Source organism: Granulosicoccus sp. 3-233 (assembly GCF_052681095.1).
On the sequence record NZ_JBQYLE010000003.1, the window covers coordinates 443,949 to 464,359 of the forward strand.

A 20,411-nucleotide genomic window follows, 5' to 3' on the forward strand; every position below is an offset into this window, starting at 1 on the left:
TTGTGACCTGTACCTCGGCGTCGTGTCAATGACATGTGCATGACTGGTGCCCGGACGAGCACTGAAACACACTGTACATCAGCACCCGAGCCCCATTAAGTCATGGTTAAGTGAGCCTTGATTAACCTGCGATTCTGCCTCAAACGCACGGGAACAGACCCCATGACTCGCATTCAAGATACCCTTTCAGCTGCCAATCGCACCCTGGATCCTCTCATCGATGCCAGGAGGTCTTCACTGACAATCCTGAGCGGTGCTCTGCTGCTTGCATTGGGCCTGGCGCAGCCCGCGGTAGCCGACACGGCAGCGCCGGATGCTTCAGACGGTTCCTATCGCAGTCAGGAAGGCCCGGTATGGACAGCGGCACAGATCGGCGAAGCCTTGTCCCTGCCCACACTACCCGACCCGGCCGCCGCCCTGACTCGGCGCAAGAACGCCAATCAGACCGCCAGCCACCTGCAGGATGACTGGTATCTTCAGGACACCTGGATCACTGACATCGGTGTGCTGCTGTACAACGATGCGGACGATGACGCATACTTTGCCGGTTTCAGCCTGAGCGTCGATGCCGACTCCATCTACACCGATACGGATGTCTATCTGTCAATCGATATGCAGCGGGCCTTGCATCCTGTCGAACGACTGCACATCAGTCACGTCTTCCCGCTCTACGGCCAATCAGCTGCCGACGAATACCGCATCGACATCGAGCTGCTGAGCAACCATGTGCCAGATCACTACGATCTCATCATCGAACTGCGCGATGCGTACAACCACCAGACGCTGGACAGGGTCGATGCCAGCGATTTTTCCAATCTGCACGCCTTGCCCCTGGAATCGAACGAATACGATGACCGCTTCTACGAACCGACGAATGAATGGCCCGGTTCGGATGAGCCCTTCTACAACGATGATGTTCAAGTCGCTGTCCGCGCAGGCAGTGCCGGCTGGCTGATGGTATTGGCTGGGTCACTGGCTCTGCTGCTACGCAGAACCCGTGCTGGCATGCCCGAGTCCGCCGCTCGCGAGGGTGGTCGGTAGCGGGAGGGTGCAGGGGGAGCCTTTTCCGAAACGAGCACTTATACTGATCGTATCGCTGCCCACCACAGCGTGTTCCGGTGACTTGGAGGAAGCTACACCCCATGGCCAACTATCGTGCAGAGTATCAACGTTCGCTGACAGACCCATCCGCCTACTGGCTGGAACGAGCCCGGGATGTTCACTGGTACAAGGCGCCCACGCAAGGCGTCGACACCAGCCAGTCACCATTCAATACCTGGTTTGCCGACGGCGAAATCAATGCCTGCTACAACGCACTCGATGTTCATGTGGATAACGGTCGCGGCGAACAGGCGGCCCTGATCCATGACAGCCCCCTGACGGACAGCCAATCAACCTTCAGCTATCGCCAATTGCGTGATCAGGTGGCGCAGTTCGCCGGTGTCCTGCAATCCGAAGGCATCAAGCCCGGTGACCGGGTACTGATCTACATGCCCATGATTCCGCAGGCGGTCATCGCCGTACTGGCTTGCGCACGAATCGGTGCGATCCACAGCGTGGTATTTGGCGGCTTTGCCGCCAGAGAGCTGGCAGTGCGTATCAACGACTGCAGCCCCGGAATAATCGTCAGCGCATCCTGCGGCATCGAACCCGGCCGGGTGGTGGAATATCAGCCACTGGTCTCCGAGGCCATTCAGCTGGCTTCCGTGCCGGTCAGCAGTTGCATTGTGTTCCAGCGCGAGCAGGCTCACTGGGAAATGCAGGATGGTCGCGACAAGGACTGGCATGCTGCCATGGAGTCCGCCACCCCCGCAGCTTGCGTACCGCTGAAAAGCACCGACCCGCTCTACATCCTGTACACCTCCGGGACCACCGGATCGCCAAAGGGTGTCGTCAAGGACATAGGCGGCTCGGTCGTATCGCTCAAATGGACCATGTCAGCCATCTACGATGTTCAGCCCGGCGATGTCTATTGGGCGGCCTCGGACATCGGCTGGGTCGTTGGCCATTCCTACATCATCTATGCCCCACTTTTCATGGGCTGCACGACGGTCATGTATGAGGGCAAGCCGGTGGGCACACCGGACGCCGCTGCTTTCTGGCGTGTGATCGAACAACATCGCGTCAAGGTGCTGTTTACAGCCCCCACGGCTTTTCGCGCAATAAAACGCGTCGATCCGAATGGTGAACTGATGGGAAACCATGACCTGTCCAGTCTGCAAACGCTCTTTCTGGCCGGTGAACGCTGCGACCCGGACACCCTGCACTGGGCCGGCAGCAATCTGGGTATTCCGGTCATCGATCACTGGTGGCAGACAGAAACCGGTTATTCCATCTGCGCCAACTGCCAGGGAATCGAACGCTTGCCGATCGTACCCGGCTCCCCGTCCGTGCCTGTACCCGGCTATGACGTACAGATACTGGACAACGATGCCCAGCCTGTACCCAACGGCGAGATCGGCTCCATCGTGGTCAGACTGCCCCTCCCACCAGGAACCTTCGTCAACCTCTGGGGGGCGGAAGAGCGATACCGCTCAGCCTATTTCGATCGATTTCCCGGATATTACGAAACCGGTGATGCAGGCTTCATCGACGAGAACGGCTATGTGTATGTCATGGCGCGAACCGACGATGTCATCAATGTCGCCGGTCATCGTCTGTCAACCGGTGCCATGGAAGAGGCCCTGTCCAATCATCCGGACGTTGCCGAGTGTGCAGTCATGGGAGTCCGTGATGAACTCAAGGGACAATTGCCCGTGGGACTGGTCATACTCAACGACGGCTGCACCCGATCGCACGAAGATCTGAGTGCCGAACTGATCCAGCAAGTGCGTAACGACATCGGACCGGTTGCCGCCTTCAAGCTCGTCGCCATCGTCGACAGGCTACCCAAGACCCGTTCCGGCAAGATCCTGCGAGGAACGCTACGTGCCATCGCCGACTCTACCGACTGGAACATGCCCGCAACCATAGAGGACCCCACCGTGCTGGATGACATCACCCAGAGCCTGCGCTCGCTTGGACTGGCAAGGAAACCACAATGAGCACCATCCATTCACGACTTGAACACATGCGGGCAGCGGCTCTTGCCGGTGGTGGCGAGAAACGTGTCGATGCGCAGCACGCCAAGGGCAAGCTGACGGCTCGCGAACGATTGGCCGTACTGTTCGACGCCCACACCTTTCGCGAGTGGGACATGTTCGTCGAACACGATTGCCACGATTTCGGCATGCAGGACAACCGTGTCCCCGGTGACGGTGTCGTTATCGGCTACGGCCGTGTCGACGGACGGCTGGTATTCGCCTTCAGTCAGGATTTCACGGTACTCGGCGGCTCGCTGTCGGCGGCGCATGCCCGCAAGATCTGCAAGCTGATGGACCATGCCATGAAGGTCCAGGCCCCGGTAGTCGGCATCAATGATTCCGGTGGTGCGCGTATCCAGGAAGGTGTGGCTTCTCTGGGAGGGTATGCCGATGTCTTCCAGAAAAACATCCTGGCATCCGGTGTGATTCCGCAGATCTCCCTGGTCATGGGACCCTGCGCTGGCGGCGCGGTCTATTCCCCCGCCATGACGGATTTCATCTTCATGGTTCGCGATACGTCCTACATGTTCGTCACCGGACCGGAGGTGGTCAAGACCGTAACGCATGAAGAAGTCACTCAGGAAGAACTTGGCGGTGCCGGCACACACACCAGCAAGAGCTCGGTGGCCGATGCAGCCTTCGACAATGACATCGAAGCATTACTGCAAGTGCGCCGCTTTCTGCATTTTCTGCCGTCGAACAATCGGGAACCGGCGCCCAGACGCGATAGCGGAGACGATCCGGCACGTCAGATCCCCGCGCTGGACACACTCGTTCCCGAGAACCCCAACCTGCCCTATGACATTCGGGAACTGGTCAGTCGAGTCTGTGACGAAGAGGACTTCTTCGAAATACAGGCCGATTTCGCCGCCAATATCGTCATAGGCCTGGGCCGCATGAATGGCGAAACCGTGGGCTTCGTGGCCAATCAGCCCATGATTCTTGCCGGATGTCTGGATATCAATGCCAGCCGCAAGGCAGCACGCTTCGTGCGTTTCTGCGACGCCTTCTCGATTCCGATCGTGACCTTTGTCGATGTGCCGGGATTTCTGCCAGGCACCGCCCAGGAATACGGTGGCATCATCAAGCATGGCGCCAAACTGCTGTTTGCCTATGGAGAGGCAACCGTGCCGAAGATCACGGTCATCACACGCAAGGCCTATGGTGGCGCCTATGACGTCATGTCATCCAAGCACCTGCGCGGTGACATCAACTATGCCTTCCCGACTGCCGAGATAGCTGTCATGGGCCCCAAGGGGGCGGTGGAAATCATCTTCAGGGCCGATCGCAACGACCCCGAACGCATCGAGGCACGTACGAACGAGTACCGCGAGAAATTTGCCAATCCCTTCGTGGCCGGCAGACTGGGATTCATCGATGACGTGATCATGCCGCACAGTACCCGTGCACATATCTGCCGCGATCTGGACATGCTGCGCAGCAAACAGCTGGACAATCCGTGGAAGAAACACGACAACATTCCCCTCTGAGGCGATTGCGATGAAGACTGAAATCCGGAAAATACTCATCGCCAATCGTGGCGAGATCGCCTGTCGCGTCATTCGTACAGCCAGGCGTCTGGGCATCGCAACCGTTGCCGTCTACTCCGATGCCGATGCAAAGGCACTGCATGTACGCCAGGCAGATGAAGCGGTCCACATCGGTGGCAATGCCTCCGCGGACAGTTATCTGCGTATCGAAGCCATTGTCGATGCCGTCAGGCAGACCGGCGCCGATGCCGTGCACCCGGGATTCGGCTTCCTGTCCGAAAACGCCCGTTTCGCCACGGCACTGGAAGAGGCTGGCATCATCTTCATCGGCCCCGGCGTCAAGGCCATGGAGGTCATGGGAGACAAGATCGAGTCGAAGAAGCTCGCTGATTCTGCCGGTGTCAACACGGTGCCCGGGCACCCCGATGCGATGGACAATGCCGACCAGGCCCATGAAGTAGCGGCCCGGATCGGCTGTCCGGTCATGCTCAAGGCATCCGCTGGCGGTGGCGGCAAGGGCATGCGGGTTGCCAATACCCTCGATGAGGTACGCGACGGATTCATTGCCGCTCAGAACGAGGCGCGCAACGCCTTCGGCGATGATCGCGTGTTCGTGGAGAAATTCATCGAACAGCCACGGCATATCGAAATCCAGCTGATCGCCGATGCTCACGGCAATTGCATCTATCTGGGAGAGCGCGAATGTTCCATACAGAGACGCCATCAGAAGGTCATCGAAGAGGCTCCCTCGTCCTTCATCAGTGATGCAACGCGCAAGGCCATGGGAGAGCAGGCAGTCGCACTGGCTGCAGCGGTAGACTATTGCTCCGCAGGCACCGTCGAATTCATCGTTGATGCGCAGGAGAATTTCTACTTTCTGGAAATGAACACAAGGTTGCAGGTAGAGCACCCGGTGACCGAATGCATAACCGGTGTCGACCTTGTAGAACTGATGATTCAGGTTGCCGCCGGAGAACCTCTGCCTCTGACGCAGGAAGACGTGCAGATCAATGGCTGGTCGTTCGAGGCGCGTGTCTATGCCGAAGATCCGGATCGCGGCTTCCTGCCATCCACCGGGCGTATCACCCATTATGCCCCGCCGGACACCGGGGTGCGTGAGAACGGTGCCTACACTCGCGTCGATACCGGCATTGACGCCGGCGGCGAGATCTCGATGTTCTACGACCCGATGATTGCCAAGCTTGTCACCTGGGCACCTGATCGTCAGCAGGCCATCGAACACATGCAGCAAGCCATTGACAGCTATCGCATTCGAGGGGTTCAGAGCAACCTGCCCTTCCTGGCAGCCCTGTTTGCCCACCCGGCCCTGCAGGCGGGCGATCTGACAACACGCTTCATCGACGACCATTTCCCGGAAGGTTTCGACAGTCGCAAGCATGAAGGTGAGACCTTCGAGATCCTGCCAATGGTCGCTGCCTGGATCGAGTGGCGCAGTCGACTGCGAGATCGCAAGGTCGTGGACGCCCCCATGGTGTCACGTTCATCGGTGATGACGGCTCTGGGTGAGGACCTGGAAACCCGCATCGAATCGTCGGACGAACTGGAGGAAGTACTCTCGGTCATCTCCGCCGAGGTTCGCCATGATGTGTCGATGAACCGCTTGACGAGTATCATCACCCACTGGCAGCCGGGAGACTGGTTGTTCGAAGGTTCCATTGATGACATCGACATCCGTGTCGGGGTCGAGCGCGACGGCAACTGGTGGCGATTGAGTCAGGGAGGTTCTGTCCGGGAGTTCATGGTGCTTGAACCACACATTGCCGACCTGATGGAACACATGCCTGTCAGGCAATCGCAGGATCTGTCACGCTATCTGCTCTCTCCCATGCCCGGATTGCTGATGAAGATTCTGGTTGAAAAGGGGGACAAGGTCACCGCCGGTCAGGACCTGGCCATCATCGAGGCCATGAAAATGGAAAACACCCTGACGGCCAGTGTCGATGGCACAGTATCGGATATCGTTGCCGGAATAGGCGACAGTCTGGCAGTCGACGCTGTCATCATGGAATTCGAATAGGACGTAACGAGCATGATAGGAAGACTCAATCACGTGGCCCTGGTCGTCGCCGACCTGGACGCCGCCTGCAGTAGCTGGCAACACATGCTGGGTGCACAACTGTCAGAGCCACAAGCCCTGCCCGAGCACGGCGTGACGGTCGTGTTCATCGATCTGCCCAACACCCGTATCGAATTGCTCGAACCGCTCGGCGACGGCTCCCCAGTCAGCCGTTTTCTGGAAAAGCACGTAGGTGGTGGCATGCATCACATCTGCCTTGAAGTCGAGGATATCGTCGAGGCCCGCGATGATCTGATTGCCAAGGGGGCACGCATTCTCGGCAATGGTGAACCCAAAATCGGTGCGCATGGAAACCCTGTACTGTTCATGCACCCGGGAGACTTTCACGGTACCCTGATCGAGTTGGAAGAGGTCAAGCCCGAGGCTTGATCAACCGCACTTCTAAGGATGACTTTTCGTCACTCGTCTTCACGGCAGACACATCCTCCCCTCACCGGATATCCGTAGATGCGCTCGATCAACACCATCAGCCTGCTGGTACACGACTACGATGAAGCCATTGCCTTCTATATTCGGAAACTGGGCTTCAGCCTGCTGGAGGACAGCGCTCTGGGCGATGACGGCAAGCGCTGGGTCCTGATCAGCCCGGGAGGGGGTTCATCAGAACCGGCAAGCAGCGGCCGTGGTGGCGGTGCCACGCTGTTGCTGGCCAGGGCCAGTGGCGAGAAGCAGATTCAGGCCGTCGGCAATCAGGCCGGCGGGCGTGTCATGTTCTTTCTGCATACGGACGACTTCTGGCAAGACTACCAGGCCATGAGCAAAGCCGGCGTCATCTTCAATGAAGAGCCGCGCGAAGAGGTTTACGGCACCATAGCGGTATTTCAGGATTTATACGGTAATCTCTGGGATCTTATACAGCCTGCCTGATGTCACACTGTATTCCACACCGTGACCGCTGAGGCACCTGCAGAGCATTAAGCTGTAAAATTGCCTGATCGCATCTGCGGTCAAGGCCTCGGCCCACGTCCCAGATCACCGCCAGAGACTGTACGGATCCCAGCATGATCATGTTCTTCATCTCCGCAGCCCTGCTGGTTGCGTTATGCCTCGCATGGCTACTGTACGGCCTGTTCCGTTCGGGCCATTCGAGCACGGATCAGGAGGCAGTCAATATCACCCTGGCACGCGAGCGACGCCAGGTGCTCGATGATGCATTGGCGGATGGCTCGATCGACCAGGCGAGCCATGATTATGAACGCGAGCAGCTCGAATACGATCTGGCATCGGACCTGAAGCTCGAGAGCGAACGCAAGGCGACGCGCAAGACCGGCAATATCGCTGCTGCAGTCGTGGTCGCCATCTTTGTTCCGGTGGCCGCGGGTGCCCTGTACCTGCAACTGGGCAACCCGACGGCGATCACTCAGGTTGATGCACCGCAGCCGGCTGCGAACGCACAGGCGCCGGCATTGGCCGATCTGCTGCCACAACTCGAACAACGCCTGGCCACCTCGCCCGATGACATCGAAGGCTGGCGATTGCTTGGCCGCAGTTATCTGTCGGTCAATGAATTCGCCCGGGCTCGCAGCGCCTTCGAAAGAGCCCTCGCCCTGGATGAAGACGACGTCGCCACTCTGGCTCAGCTCTCCGAGTCGATCGCCATGCAACAGGACGGTGATCTGGCCGGTGAACCGCTGAGCTACCTCGAACGTGCCAACGCCCTGGACCCCGACCACGAGCACACACTCTGGCTGTTGGCCATCGCACGGCAGCAAGCCGGCGATCATGAGGCAGCCCTGCAAGGTTTTGATCGGCTGACCGCCATGTCTCGGGACAACCCTGACGCTCTGGCCACCATCGATCAGATGCGCAGCCGTTCGCTCGCGGCGCTGTCCGCAAACACCGACACGCAATCACCGGCCGTCGGCGCGGATGCTCCTTCCGAGACAGGCACATCAGGCACATCAGGCACAGCTGGCATTGCAGACACTGCAGGCACGATCGATGCGCCATCGACCGCGTCTACAGACGATTCCACCAACGGCACGACAGCCACCAACAACGAGGCCAGCATCCGCGTCAGCGTGTCACTGAGTGAAGCTGCCTTGAATGCGGTCTCGGCGGACAGTGCCGTCTTCATCTACGCACGTGCCAGCGAAGGCCCGCCCATGCCACTGGCTGCAAGACGAGTCGCTGTCAGTGACCTGCCCATCACGATCACGCTGGACGATTCCATGGCAATGATTCCCGGCATGACACTGTCGTCCTATCCCAGCGTCACCGTTGGGGCCCGTGTTTCAGCGTCGGGCAATGCGCTGGCACAAAGCGGGGACTGGTTTGGCGAAGTCTCCGAAATCCTCGTGGCGGACACCGATGAACTAACGCTGACCATCGAACAACAGACCCCCTGAGCACCGGGGTTGCGCATTGAAAAACGCTGACCATCGAACAACAGTCCCCCCTGAACACCGGGGTTGCGCATTGTAAACAGACCCCCCGCTCGAACTGTTGATATGATGCAACACTGATCGCAGCCCCTTCGGAAAGCCGATGCAAGGAATCGCACTCATGCTGATCGCCATCGGCCTGTTATCCGGGATGGATGCCATCGCCAAGATATTGATGCAAGGTGGCATGCCGGCGGTTCAGATCCTGGCTCTGCGCAGCCTCATCATCATCCCCCTGTTGCTGACGGTATTTGCCGTCAGGGGAAAACTGGGCTCACTCAGACCCACTCGCCCGCTATGGCATCTCTGCCGGGGACTGATAGGCTTCGTCGCACCACTGTCCTTTTTTCTGGGTATTCAATTCGTTCCGCTGACGGATGCCGTAACGGTTTCCTTTTCGGCCATCTTCCTCATCACCATCCTGTCCATCATCTTTCTCGGAGAGCAAGTCGGCGTCCATCGATGGGCTTCCATCCTGACCGGATTCATCGGGGTCATGGTGGTGATCGGCCCCAAGGGGGGCGGCGATCTGCTGGGCTATGCACTGATTCTGACGGGAAGCCTTGCCTACGCCATTCTGTTCATCTGCGGCCGCTATCTGTCCGAGACCGAATCGGTGTCATCCCTGGTATTCAGCTTCAATCTGACAGTCGGCGTGATGAGCCTGAGCCTGCTGCCATTCTTCTGGCAACCGCAGCCTCTGGAACAATATGGACTGCTGCTGTGTCTGGCATTGTTCGCCGTGTCGGGTCACCATCTGATGACGCTCGCAGTCAGCCTCGCCGAAGCATCGCTGATCGCGCCCTTTGAATACACGGCAGTACTGTGGGCACTCGCCTTTGATCTGCTCATCTGGCAGATCGCGCCACCCATGAGTACGACGATCGGGGCCACCATCGTCATCGGCAGCGGCTTGTACATCGTCTATCGCGAGAGAATCAACGAGACGCAAGCTGCCTGACATCCCTCCGCGATCAGACTGTCCTCTGTGACCAGACAGTTCTCTCGAGCGTCAGCCGCTCGAGAGAACTGCTTGCAGGAGCGTTGGAGGCTGCAATCAACCGCGAAGCTCGTCGAAGAATTTCTTCACGCCACCCAGCCAGCTGTGCGCCTGCGGACTGTGCTTTTTCGCATTGTCACCGCTGATCATGTCATGGAACTGCATCAGCAGATCACTCTGCTCCTTGCTCAGATTCACAGGGGTTTCTACCCGAACCTTGGCCAGCAGATCACCTACGGCGCCTCCACGCACCGGCTTGACACCCTTGCCTCGCAAACGGAATGTCTTCTCGGTCTGCGTACCGGCAGGTACCTTCAGCTTGACGCGACCATCCAGGGTTGGCACTTCGAGTTCACCGCCGATAGCCGCGGTTGCAAAATTGATCGGCACCGTGCAGAGCAGATCAGCGCCATCGCGCTGGAATATCGGATGCGACTTGACCACGATGGCCACGTAGAGATCGCCTGCCGGACCACCACTGTCACTGGCCTCACCCTCACCGGAAAGACGTATCTTGTCACCGGTGTCGACACCTGCCGGAATCTTCACGGACAGTGTCTTTTCCTTCTGGATTCTGCCCTGACCTCGGCATTTGGGACAAGGATCGGTAATGACCTTTCCCTTGCCGCGGCACGCCGGGCAGGTCTGTTGCACGGAGAAAAAGCCCTGTTGCATGCGAACCTGACCCACACCGTGACAGGTAGAGCATGTGGATGGGGAGGTACCACGCTTGGCACCGCTGCCGTCACAGACATCACACCCGACCATGGTCGGAATCTTGATCTCGGTGGAAGTCCCGGACACCGCTTCTTCGAGACTGATTTCCAGGTTGTACTGCAGGTCGTCTCCACGATAGACACGGGCGCCACCGCCGCCTCGACGCCCACCACCAAAGATATCGCCAAAGACATCACCGAAGATGTCATTGATGTCAGCGCCACCGCCGAATCCACCACCGCCGGGCTGGTTGTTGACCCCGGCATGACCGAATTGATCGTAAGCGGCTCGTTTTTCTCTGTCTTTCAGAACCTCGAAGGCTTCCTTGGCTTCCTTGAACTTCTCGGTAGCTGCCTCATCGTCCGGATTGCGATCGGGATGAAATTTCATCGCAAGTCGGCGATAAGCCTTTTTCAGTTCTGCTTCGGACACGTCTTTCGACACGCCCAAAACCTCGTAGTAATCCCGCTGCGCCATGAATTATCGACCTGATGTAACGATACCGGGACTCGAAGGAAACATCCGAGCCCGAAAAATAGTGGAACAAAAAACTGACAAGAATAAACGACAAAAAGGTCGAAAGTCATGATCAGCTGTTCAATCGGTGCCGGAGCACTTTCTCAAAACGACCAATCAGACTTCCGACCTTCTAGCATCCGGATCACGGTGTGGTGATCTGGACCCTCATCACGAGGCTTTGTCTTCCTTCACTTCTTCGAATTCGGCATCGACTGCATCGTCAGCACCATCCTTCGACGCTGCCGGCTTGCCGTCTTCAGCAGCCGCACCATCGACGTTCTGCTTGGCGTAGGCACGTTCTGCCAGTTTCCCGGTCGCCTCACCCAGTGCCGCCAGTTTCGTGTCGATGACTTCTTCATCATCACCGGCAATGGCTTCACGCAGTTCGCTGATCTTGGCCTCGATGTCCTTCTTCTCGTTCTCTTCGATCTGATCGGCCAGATCGGTCAGAGATTTCTCGGCCGCGTGGATGAGCTGCTCACCCTGGTTGCGCTTGTCGATCAGGCCGCGCAACTTGGCATCGTCAGCCGCGTGCTCTTCAGCATCACGCACCATGGCCTCGATCTCTTCATCAGACAGACCACTGGACGCCTTGATCACGATGGACTGCTGCTTGCCGGTTGCCTTGTCCTTCGCCGAGACATTCATGATGCCGTTGGCGTCGATGTCGAAGATGACCTCGATTTGCGGTACGCCCCGTGGAGCCGGTGGGATGTCCGCCAGATCGAATCGACCCAGAGACTTGTTGGCATTGGCGATTTCACGCTCACCCTGCAGCACGTGCACGGTAACCGCTGTCTGATTGTCGTCAGCAGTGGAAAATACCTGCTGTGCCTTGGTAGGAATGGTCGTGTTCTTGTCGATCAGCTTGGTCATGACACCACCCAGCGTCTCGATACCCAGAGACAGAGGCGTCACGTCGAGCAGCAGCACGTCCTTGACCTGTCCGCCCAGTACACCACCCTGGATGGCAGCACCGACGGCAACGGCTTCGTCAGGGTTGACGTCCTTGCGAGGTTCCTTGCCAAAGAAGTTCTTGACGGTTTCCTGCACCTTGGGCATGCGAGTCTGGCCACCGACCATGATCACATCCTGGATTTCGGAAGCAGACAGTCCGGCGTCCTTCAGAGCCAGCTTGCACGGCTCGATGGTGCGCTGCACCAGGTCTTCGACCAGTGATTCCAGCTTGGCGCGAGTCACCTTGATGTTCAGGTGCTTGGGGCCGGAGCTGTCAGCCGTGATGTAAGGCAGGTTGACGTCGGTCTGCTGAGTGCTGGACAGTTCGATCTTGGCTTTTTCAGCGGCTTCCTTCAGACGCTGCAGAGCCAGCGGATCGCTGTGCAGATCGATACCAGATTCCTTCTTGAATTCATCGGAGAGGTAATCGATCAGACGGTTGTCGAAATCCTCACCACCCAGGAAGGTGTCACCATTGGTTGACAGTACTTCGAACTGGTGTTCACCATCGACTTCTGCAATTTCGATGATGGAGATATCGAATGTACCGCCACCCAGATCGTAGACCGCAACCGTCTTGTTACCGCGCTGCTTGTCCATGCCATAGGCAAGGGCTGCTGCGGTTGGCTCGTTGATGATGCGCTTGACTTCAAGCCCGGCGATACGGCCGGCGTCCTTGGTAGCCTGGCGCTGCGAATCGTTGAAATAGGCTGGCACCGTGATGACGGCTTCAGTGACCGTTTCACCCAGGTATTCTTCGGCCGTCTGCTTCATTTTCATCAGGATGCGTGCGGAGACTTCCGGGGGAGCCATGCCCTTGCCGGCAGCTTCTACCCAGGCGTCGCCGTTGTCGGCCTTGATGATCTTGTACGGGACAAGCTCGATATCCTTCTGCACGGCCTCTTCATCGAAACGACGACCGATCAGACGCTTGACCGCGTACAGCGTGTTGTTGGGGTTGGTTACCGCCTGACGTTTGGCGGGCTGACCGACAATGACTTCGCCGTCGTCAGCGAAGGCCACGATGGATGGCGTAGTACGATCGCCTTCAGCGTTTTCTATGACTCGGGGCTTGCCCCCTTCCATGACCGCGACACACGAATTCGTCGTGCCAAGGTCGATTCCGATAATGGTACCCATGTTTTGAATCCTTTACTTTAAGATCAGATTTTTGGAAAGCCAGAACCCTCTGAGAGGCATTCTGTTCGTTGCAATCATGATGTGGCGGCCGAACCGAAATTCAATAGCTGTCAACCAATTAGTGGCATTGAGCCGGTCGCCTGTACAGCCCTGTTCCGGGCTGACTTTCTGTTGCAGGAACAGGACCTTACAGAGCAGGCCGGGCAATCTGCCACAGCCTTTGGCCGGTGGCTACTTGGCCACCATGACCAGAGCCGGTCGCACCAGCCGTTCGTTCAATGTGTAGCCCTTCTGCATGACCGAAGTAACCGTGTTGGACGGCTTGCCTTCGATCTCCTGCATGGACATCGCCTGATGAAATTCCGGGTCGAATTTCTCGTCAACCGGATTGATCTCGACGATGTTGTTCTTCTCGAACACCTGAGCGAGCATCTTCAGCGTCAGATCCGCACCCTTGATGAGGGCCTCGGGGTCTGCATCTTCAGCCTGGGCCGCAGCCAGTCCCATCTCCAGACTGTCCTTGACCGGCAGCAGATCGCCGACGATGCCTTCCAGGGCGAATTTGCGAGCTTTCGACACATCGTTCTGAGCTCGCTTGCGCTGGTTTTCCATTTCAGCCTGCAGACGCAGCAGACGGTCCCAGTGGTCAGAAGCCTGAGCTTCCGCCTCGGCCAATCTGGCGCGCAACTGTCCGAGCTCGTCGTCGGCTTCGCCTTCCGGCGTACCCATGCGCTCATCACCGAAACCCAGGGGATCATTCTCGTCTGCAGCATTGGCACCGACAGGCTGTTCTTCGCCGTTGCCGGAAGCCGCCTGCTCGGCGTCGGCAGCTGCCGTTGCATCACTATCCACGGAAGCAGCACCATTCTGCTCACTGACCACACTGTCGTCGCTGATATCGGCTGCCTTGTCGCCAAGCGATTCATTGACCGCGTTGTCAGACGCTTCAGTCTTGTCTGGCATCATTGATTTGAAACTCTCTTGCAGTAGTGGACGTATTGGCGCCAATAGTAGGTGCTAATTGCGCAGGTTCAAGGCGGCGCTGAGCAATCTGGAGGTGACATCCACCACTGGAATGACCTGGGCATAGGACATGCGCTTGGGGCCGACAACGCCGAGAACACCCAGTAGTTTACCGTTTATTTCATACGGTGCCGTCACCACGCTGCATTCTCCGAGAGCGTCATAGCCCGATTCACGGCCAATGAATATCTGCACGCCGTCAGCCGAGATGCAGCGCTCGAGCAGATGGAAGATATCGCGCTTCTGCTGAAACGCGTCGAACAGACTGCGCAGCTTGTCGACATCCCCCAGATCGGCATGTCCCATGAGATTGGTCTCGCCAGCCATGACCATGCTGTCTTCGTCGTCATCACCTTCTTCGGGCCCGAAGACCTGCCCGGCAACATCGATCATGCGTTGCATGGAGTTGCTCATGTCCTTGCGGGTACTTTCCAGATCCTGGCGCAATCGATCCCTGACCTCGACCAGCGGACGGCCCAGATAAACGGCATTGAGCTCGCGCGCGAACTCGGCGAGCTCATCCTTGGAATAATCCCGCTCCACATGAATGATGCGGTTCTGGATATCGTCGTCGCTGATGATCAGTATCACCAGAACACGCCTGTCGGACAGGGGCATGAACTCCACCTGCTTGAGTGGCTTCTCCTCCCGCCGCGGTACCGTCACCATGCCCGCCATGCGAGTGAATCCTGACAGATAATTGGAGGCGATCTTGACCAGAGCCTGATCGCTCAGGGACGGATCCAGCAAGGTGCGGATATGCTCGACCGTGCCTTCATCCGGCGGCTTGACCTCCAGCAGGCTGTCGACAAAGACACGAAAGGCGGCGGAGGTGGGCACGCGGCCGGCCGAGGTATGGGGAGACTTCAACAAGCCCATGTGTTCCAGATCACCCATCACGTTACGCACCGAGGCAGCGCTGATATCGATACCCGGAAGCCGTGATATCGTCCTTGATCCCACAGGCGTACCCTGCTCGATATAGTGATCGACGAGCAGCTTCAGTATGTGCTGTTCACGCTCGGTGAATTCATACACCGGGTTGGCTGTCATGAAATCTGTCTCACTTCAGAGTGCTTTCCTGGTCTATATGACAATTGGGTACCCGAGAGTCGTCACTATGGCACCAAGAACGATAAACTAAGGCTCATCAGGTTTCCGATCAAGCATTTAATTCCCCCAATGCCACGTAAAACCACACGATCTGTCCAAGTCGGCCCAGTCACCGTCGGAGGAACCGCGCCGATCGTGGTTCAATCGATGACGAACACCGACACCGAGGACGTCATACGCACCGTCGCTCAGGTGGCTGACCTGTATCGTGCCGGTTCCGAGCTGGTGCGCATCACCGTCAATACCGAAGCCGCAGCCAATGCCGTGCCGGAGATTCGCGACCGGCTGCTGGCCATGGACCTCGACGTACCACTGGTAGGTGATTTTCACTTCAATGGCCACAAATTACTGTCGGCTGTGCCTGATTGTGCCACTGCACTGGCCAAATACCGCATAAATCCGGGCAATGTCGGACGCGGCTCGAAGCGCGATGAGCAGTTTGCCCAGATGATCGAGATTGCGGCCAGGAACGACAAGCCGGTGCGCATCGGTGCCAACTGGGGCAGCATGGATCAGGAGTTGCTGGCACGCATGCTCGACGAGAACGCGGCGAAGCCCCACCCCAAGCCGCTGGAACAGATCAATCGCGAAGCGGTCATCAAGTCGGCAGTGGACAGTGCTGCTCGCGCCGTGGAACTCGGCCTGCCGAAGGACAAGATCATTCTGTCGTGCAAGATGAGTCGAGTGCAGGATCTGGTTCAGGTCTATGAGACGCTGGCCTCTCAGTGCGATTACGCCCTGCACCTGGGCCTGACCGAGGCTGGCATGGGCTCCAAGGGCATCGTGGCCTCCACCGCGGCACTGGCCATTCTGCTGCAACAGGGTATCGGCGATACCATTCGTATCTCGCTGACTCCGGAGCCCGGCGGGGACCGCACCCGCGAAGTCGTGGTGGGTCAGGAAATCCTGCAGACCATGGGCCTGCGCTCCTTCACACCCATGGTCACTGCCTGCCCCGGTTGCGGGCGCACCAGCAGCACTTATTTCCAGGAGCTGGCCAGCCGCATTCAGACCTACCTGCGTGACAGTATGCCCAACTGGAAAGCGGAACACCCGGGAGTTGCCGATATGTCGGTGGCTGTCATGGGCTGTGTGGTGAACGGTCCGGGGGAGAGCAAGCACGCCAACATCGGCATCAGTCTGCCCGGCACGGGTGAGCGCCCCATTGCCCCTGTCTACATCGATGGCGAAAAGGCCATGACCCTCAAGGGCGACAACATCGCCGAGGAATTCCAGCAGATCGTCTACGACTACGTGAAGCGCAATTATCAGCGCGAGAGTGCCTGACGACCTGCCGGGAAACATCCCGGACAGCCCGTGAGGCCGACATGCAAGCCCTGGAACCGTTTCCACACGGCGACATCGGCTCTTCGTGCCTCGGACAAGACAAGCCCCTTGCCCGAACGCGGACCTCGGGCACAACTCGATCCACTGATCATCTTGGGAGCAGGTCTGGCCGGTTGCTGGCTGGCTCGACTGCTGGCAGAACGTGGCATACGCGTCCGACTGCTGGAAGCCGGCGACACCGTGGCAAATGGCGCCTCCGGCAACCCGGCAGGCATCGCCAAACCCCACGTCACGCGCAGCCCCTGCCGGGCCATGGACTTCCATGTACAGGCGCACACCTGCCTGAGACGACACCTGCAGACGCTGACCGGGCTTTCCCGAACGGCGTCCGGCACAAGGCGATTGACCGAATGCGGTGTACTGCAACTGGTCAACAAGGCCTACCCTCCTTCACCGCACTACCAGTCCCTGAATGCCGATCAGGTGACGGGTATGGCCGGGTTTGCCGTCGGCAGTCCCGCCCTGCATTTCGCAGACGGAGGTTGGTTGAATCCCGGGGAACTGTGTCGCTCACTGGTCGCACATCCGAACATAGACCTGGAGCTTGGCACACGGGTACTCGAATTCAGCAACCAGGGTGTGCACTCGGGCGATCCACTGTGGCGGCTCGGCTTGCAGGATGACAGCCATTGCTGGACAAGGCGCCTCGTACTGGCCTGCGGAACCGCACTGAAAGGTTTCGAGCAGACCCGATCACTTCCACTGGTGCCTGCCCGCGGACAGCTGAGTCGTTTTGCCCTGCGTGACGGTTCGCCACGCCCTCGCTGCGTCATCAACGGCAAGCACTATCTGATCCCGGACGGTGACACTATTGTAGTAGGCGCCAGCTTCCAACGCGACATCTGCCACGATCACGTTCTTGCCGAAGATCATGCGCACAATCTGACAGGACTGCGCTCGATGCTCCCCGCCATCCGGGTTCACGACAAGGCGCTTTCCGGCAGCGCCGGTGTGCGAACAACCACACCGGACAGACTGCCGGTAGCAGGACCTGCACCGGATCTGCCCCGTGTAGAGAAAGTCTATGCCGACCTGCGACACGGCAGATCACCTGCGCATTACCCCTCGCTACCCTGCCATTCCGGTCTCTATCTGCTGGGCGGACTGGGCTCCAGGGGCATCATCACCGCCCCCCTGGCAGCCGAGTGGCTCGCCGACCGATTGATGCAGGAAGACGACGAACCGACACAACCGGAGGCCGACAGCGACTGGGCGGATCTGCTGAACCCGGCGCGCTTCCGGCTCCGTGACCTCAGACGGGGCGTAACCGCCAGAGCCTGATACAGGCGATCAGCAAAACGCCTGAATGCCGGTCTGCGCGCGACCGAGAATCAGCGCATGCACATCGTGGGTACCCTCATAGGTATTGACGGTCTCCAGATTGACCATATGCCTCATGACGCCGTATTCATCAGAGATGCCATTGCCACCGTGCATGTCTCGAGCAAGTCGGGCGATATCCAGCGCCTTGCCGCAGTTGTTACGCTTGATCAGCGACACCATTTCCGGCGCCCAGTTGCCACTGTCCATCAGGCGGCCCACCTGCAACGCCGCCTGCAAGCCAAGGGCAATGTCTGTCTGCATGTTGGCCAGCTTGAGCTGCACCAGCTGGTTTGCCGCCAGCGGGCGACCGAACTGCTTTCTGTCCAGAGTGTATTGACGCGCTGCATGCCAGCAGAATTCAGCGGCACCCAGTGTGCCCCAGGCAATGCCGAAGCGAGCCTTGTTCAGGCAGCCGAACGGACCGGCCAGACCGCTGGCACCGGGTAACAGGTTCTCTTCCGGCACGAAGACATTGTCCAGCACGATTTCACCGGTGACGGAGGCGCGCAGGCTGAGTTTGCCTTCAATCGTGGGCGTCGAGAAGCCCTTGTCGCCACGCTCGACGATGAAGCCGCGAATCCTGCCTTCGTGAGCCTCCGATTTCGCCCAGACAATGGCAAGGTCGGCAATCGGACTGTTGGTGATCCACATTTTCTGACCGGTCAGAGAATATCCGCCATCGACCTTGCTGGCTCGCGTGATCATCGACCCGGGATCGGAGCCGTGGTCAGGCTCGGTCAGACCGAAACAGCCTACCAGTTCGCCACTGGCCAGGCGCGGCAGATACTTCATCTTCTGTTCTTCCGAGCCATAGGACTCGATCGGAAACATGACCAGAGAAGACTGCACACTCATGGCGGAACGATAGCCGGAATCCACCCGTTCCACCTCACGGGCAATCAATCCGTAGGCCACGTGATTGAGCCCCGCACCACCGTACTGCTCGGCCACCGTTGCACCCAGCAATCCCATTTCACCCATTTCAACGAATATCTCGCGATCGAAGCGCTCTTCACGATAGGCAGCCAGCACACGAGGCTGCAACTGCTGCTGGCAGTAGGCACGGGCAGCCTCACTGATCTGACGCTCTTCCGTGCTCAGTTGTTGATCGAGCAACAGCGGGTCATCCCAGTTGAAACCTGATGAGTGTGACATTTCCAATCTCCGACGTTTGAGTGTCCACGAGCCGAACGCAAGGGATCCGAGTCCGACTGGCGATAAATCATACTATTTATAATAATAAATAGGTTGATTGAACTAAAGTAAGATAGCGATTTCCCTTATGGCAGAATGCCTCTTCAACCGGTGACCCTCCCATCAGATGAACGACAAGAGCCTGCGGATTCCCAAGCGGATAAAGCGATCTGACCAGATTGTCGAGTCAGTGAAGAGCTGGGTAGCGCTGAACCGGATGGAACCGGGTGAACGCCTGCCCAATGAGCGCGAGTTGATGGAACAGTTCGAATGTTCAAAAGGCACGGTCAGGGAGGCCTTGAAATCACTGGAAGTACAGGGATTGGTCACCATTCGCACCGGACCCAATGGGGGCGCCATTCTCGAACGGGTGCCCTTCGAAAAAGCCAGCGAACTGCTACGCAACTACCTGCACTTCGATCAGCCGTCCGGACCGGAGATCTACGCCTTGCGCACGCTGATAGAGCCGGAAATAGCCGCACTCGCCACCCCCCGTATCACCGAAGACGATCTGGAAACGCTGGAAGCGCTGGTTCGCTGCTGCGAGGTGACTCCGGAAACTCTGGAAGAGCGCATCGATCAGCGCATTGCCGAACTCGACTTCCATGTATTGCTCGCACAGCGCTGTGGCAACGCCATGCTGGCCTTCATCGGACGGTTCATCAATGACATGATTCGCGACCTGGTCATCTTCAAGAAATCGGCACTGCCCGAGCAGCGGGAATTCTCCTGCGCCAATCTGGTCTATCACAGGCAGCTGATCGACGCTTTGCGCGCCAGGGATGCTGCTGCCGCCCGACAACTCATGCTCGAACACATGCAATCGGCAGAACACTTCAATCGCGAGCTGGAGGGTCAACTGCACCAGCACTTTCTGGGAGTGACGCGCTGATTCGAACCGACTACTCGAGCTTGCAATGGCCGAGTTCACCGTTGTCAGAGTTCGGATGCTGGATCGATTACGCCTTCAGGACGCCGGTGAAATAGGCAAACGGTATACTGCGCCACCAGAAAACTCGAGAT

Annotated in this window: 16 protein-coding genes; 11 read left to right on the plus strand and 5 right to left on the minus strand. The window is 58.3% G+C overall.

Annotated features, from left to right (window positions below; genetic code table 11):
- Positions 1-162: 162 nt before the first annotated feature.
- The 8 genes from ACUNV4_RS11285 to ACUNV4_RS11320 all read left to right on the plus strand — a co-directional run bounded on the left by ACUNV4_RS11285 (position 163) and on the right by ACUNV4_RS11320 (position 10,016).
- The gene (locus tag ACUNV4_RS11285; protein WP_430878643.1) at positions 163-1,041 is read left to right on the plus strand and encodes a choice-of-anchor H family protein; all 879 of its coding nucleotides are present in this window, start codon (positions 163-165) and stop codon (positions 1,039-1,041) included.
- A gap of 101 nt (positions 1,042-1,142) precedes the next feature.
- Positions 1,143-3,044, plus strand: a complete 1,902-nt coding sequence (locus ACUNV4_RS11290; protein WP_430878644.1) for a propionyl-CoA synthetase — start codon at positions 1,143-1,145, stop codon at positions 3,042-3,044.
- A complete protein-coding gene (locus ACUNV4_RS11295) occupies positions 3,041-4,573 on the plus strand; it encodes an acyl-CoA carboxylase subunit beta (protein WP_430878645.1) in 1,533 nt (510 codons plus the stop codon). Before ACUNV4_RS11290 ends, ACUNV4_RS11295 begins: the two co-directional genes overlap by 4 nt.
- A 10-nt stretch (positions 4,574-4,583) precedes the next feature.
- Positions 4,584-6,611, plus strand: a complete 2,028-nt coding sequence (locus tag ACUNV4_RS11300; RefSeq protein WP_430878646.1) for an acetyl-CoA carboxylase biotin carboxylase subunit — start codon at positions 4,584-4,586, stop codon at positions 6,609-6,611.
- Between the two features lie 12 nt (positions 6,612-6,623).
- The gene (gene mce / locus ACUNV4_RS11305; protein ID WP_430878647.1) at positions 6,624-7,040 is read left to right on the plus strand and encodes a methylmalonyl-CoA epimerase; all 417 of its coding nucleotides are present in this window, start codon (positions 6,624-6,626) and stop codon (positions 7,038-7,040) included.
- A gap of 78 nt (positions 7,041-7,118) precedes the next feature.
- Positions 7,119-7,538 carry a VOC family protein gene (locus ACUNV4_RS11310; RefSeq protein WP_430878648.1) on the plus strand — a complete coding sequence of 140 codons (420 nt, stop codon included), beginning with the start codon at positions 7,119-7,121 and terminating at the stop codon, positions 7,536-7,538.
- A 134-nt stretch (positions 7,539-7,672) separates the two neighbouring features.
- Positions 7,673-9,019: a c-type cytochrome biogenesis protein CcmI gene (gene ccmI, locus ACUNV4_RS11315; RefSeq protein ID WP_430878649.1), complete on the plus strand. Its 1,347-nt coding sequence runs from the start codon at positions 7,673-7,675 to the stop codon at positions 9,017-9,019.
- Between the two features lie 139 nt (positions 9,020-9,158).
- The gene (locus ACUNV4_RS11320) at positions 9,159-10,016 is read left to right on the plus strand and encodes a DMT family transporter (protein ID WP_430878650.1); all 858 of its coding nucleotides are present in this window, start codon (positions 9,159-9,161) and stop codon (positions 10,014-10,016) included.
- Between the two features lie 96 nt (positions 10,017-10,112).
- Here the strand turns inward: ACUNV4_RS11320 and dnaJ are convergent, their stop codons facing one another.
- The 4 genes from dnaJ to hrcA form a co-directional block, all read right to left on the minus strand.
- Complete coding sequence (dnaJ, locus tag ACUNV4_RS11325; RefSeq protein ID WP_430878651.1) at positions 10,113-11,249, minus strand: molecular chaperone DnaJ; 1,137 nt, start codon at positions 11,247-11,249, stop codon at positions 10,113-10,115.
- Between the two features lie 210 nt (positions 11,250-11,459).
- On the minus strand, positions 11,460-13,388 hold the full coding sequence (gene dnaK / locus ACUNV4_RS11330; RefSeq protein WP_430878652.1) for a molecular chaperone DnaK: 1,929 nt from the start codon (positions 13,386-13,388) through the stop codon (positions 11,460-11,462).
- 231 nt (positions 13,389-13,619) lie between these two features.
- A complete protein-coding gene (gene grpE, locus ACUNV4_RS11335; protein WP_430878653.1) occupies positions 13,620-14,354 on the minus strand; it encodes a nucleotide exchange factor GrpE in 735 nt (244 codons plus the stop codon).
- Between the two features lie 51 nt (positions 14,355-14,405).
- Complete coding sequence (gene hrcA / locus ACUNV4_RS11340; RefSeq protein WP_430878654.1) at positions 14,406-15,464, minus strand: heat-inducible transcriptional repressor HrcA; 1,059 nt, start codon at positions 15,462-15,464, stop codon at positions 14,406-14,408.
- 129 nt (positions 15,465-15,593) lie between these two features.
- On the opposite strand from hrcA, the gene ispG reads away from it, so the two are divergent.
- Together ispG and mnmC are read left to right on the plus strand one after the other, a co-directional pair.
- Positions 15,594-16,811, plus strand: coding sequence for a flavodoxin-dependent (E)-4-hydroxy-3-methylbut-2-enyl-diphosphate synthase (ispG, locus tag ACUNV4_RS11345; RefSeq protein WP_430878655.1), 1,218 nt, complete (start codon positions 15,594-15,596; stop codon positions 16,809-16,811).
- Positions 16,812-16,841: 30 nt separating this feature from the next.
- On the plus strand, positions 16,842-18,152 hold the full coding sequence (gene mnmC, locus ACUNV4_RS11350) for an FAD-dependent 5-carboxymethylaminomethyl-2-thiouridine(34) oxidoreductase MnmC (RefSeq protein WP_430878656.1): 1,311 nt from the start codon (positions 16,842-16,844) through the stop codon (positions 18,150-18,152).
- Positions 18,153-18,161: 9 nt separating this feature from the next.
- Here the strand turns inward: mnmC and ACUNV4_RS11355 are convergent, their stop codons facing one another.
- Complete coding sequence (locus ACUNV4_RS11355) at positions 18,162-19,349, minus strand: acyl-CoA dehydrogenase (protein ID WP_430878657.1); 1,188 nt, start codon at positions 19,347-19,349, stop codon at positions 18,162-18,164.
- A 166-nt stretch (positions 19,350-19,515) separates the two neighbouring features.
- On the opposite strand from ACUNV4_RS11355, the gene ACUNV4_RS11360 reads away from it, so the two are divergent.
- Complete coding sequence (locus tag ACUNV4_RS11360) at positions 19,516-20,280, plus strand: FadR/GntR family transcriptional regulator (RefSeq protein WP_430878658.1); 765 nt, start codon at positions 19,516-19,518, stop codon at positions 20,278-20,280.
- Positions 20,281-20,411: the final 131 nt, after the last annotated feature.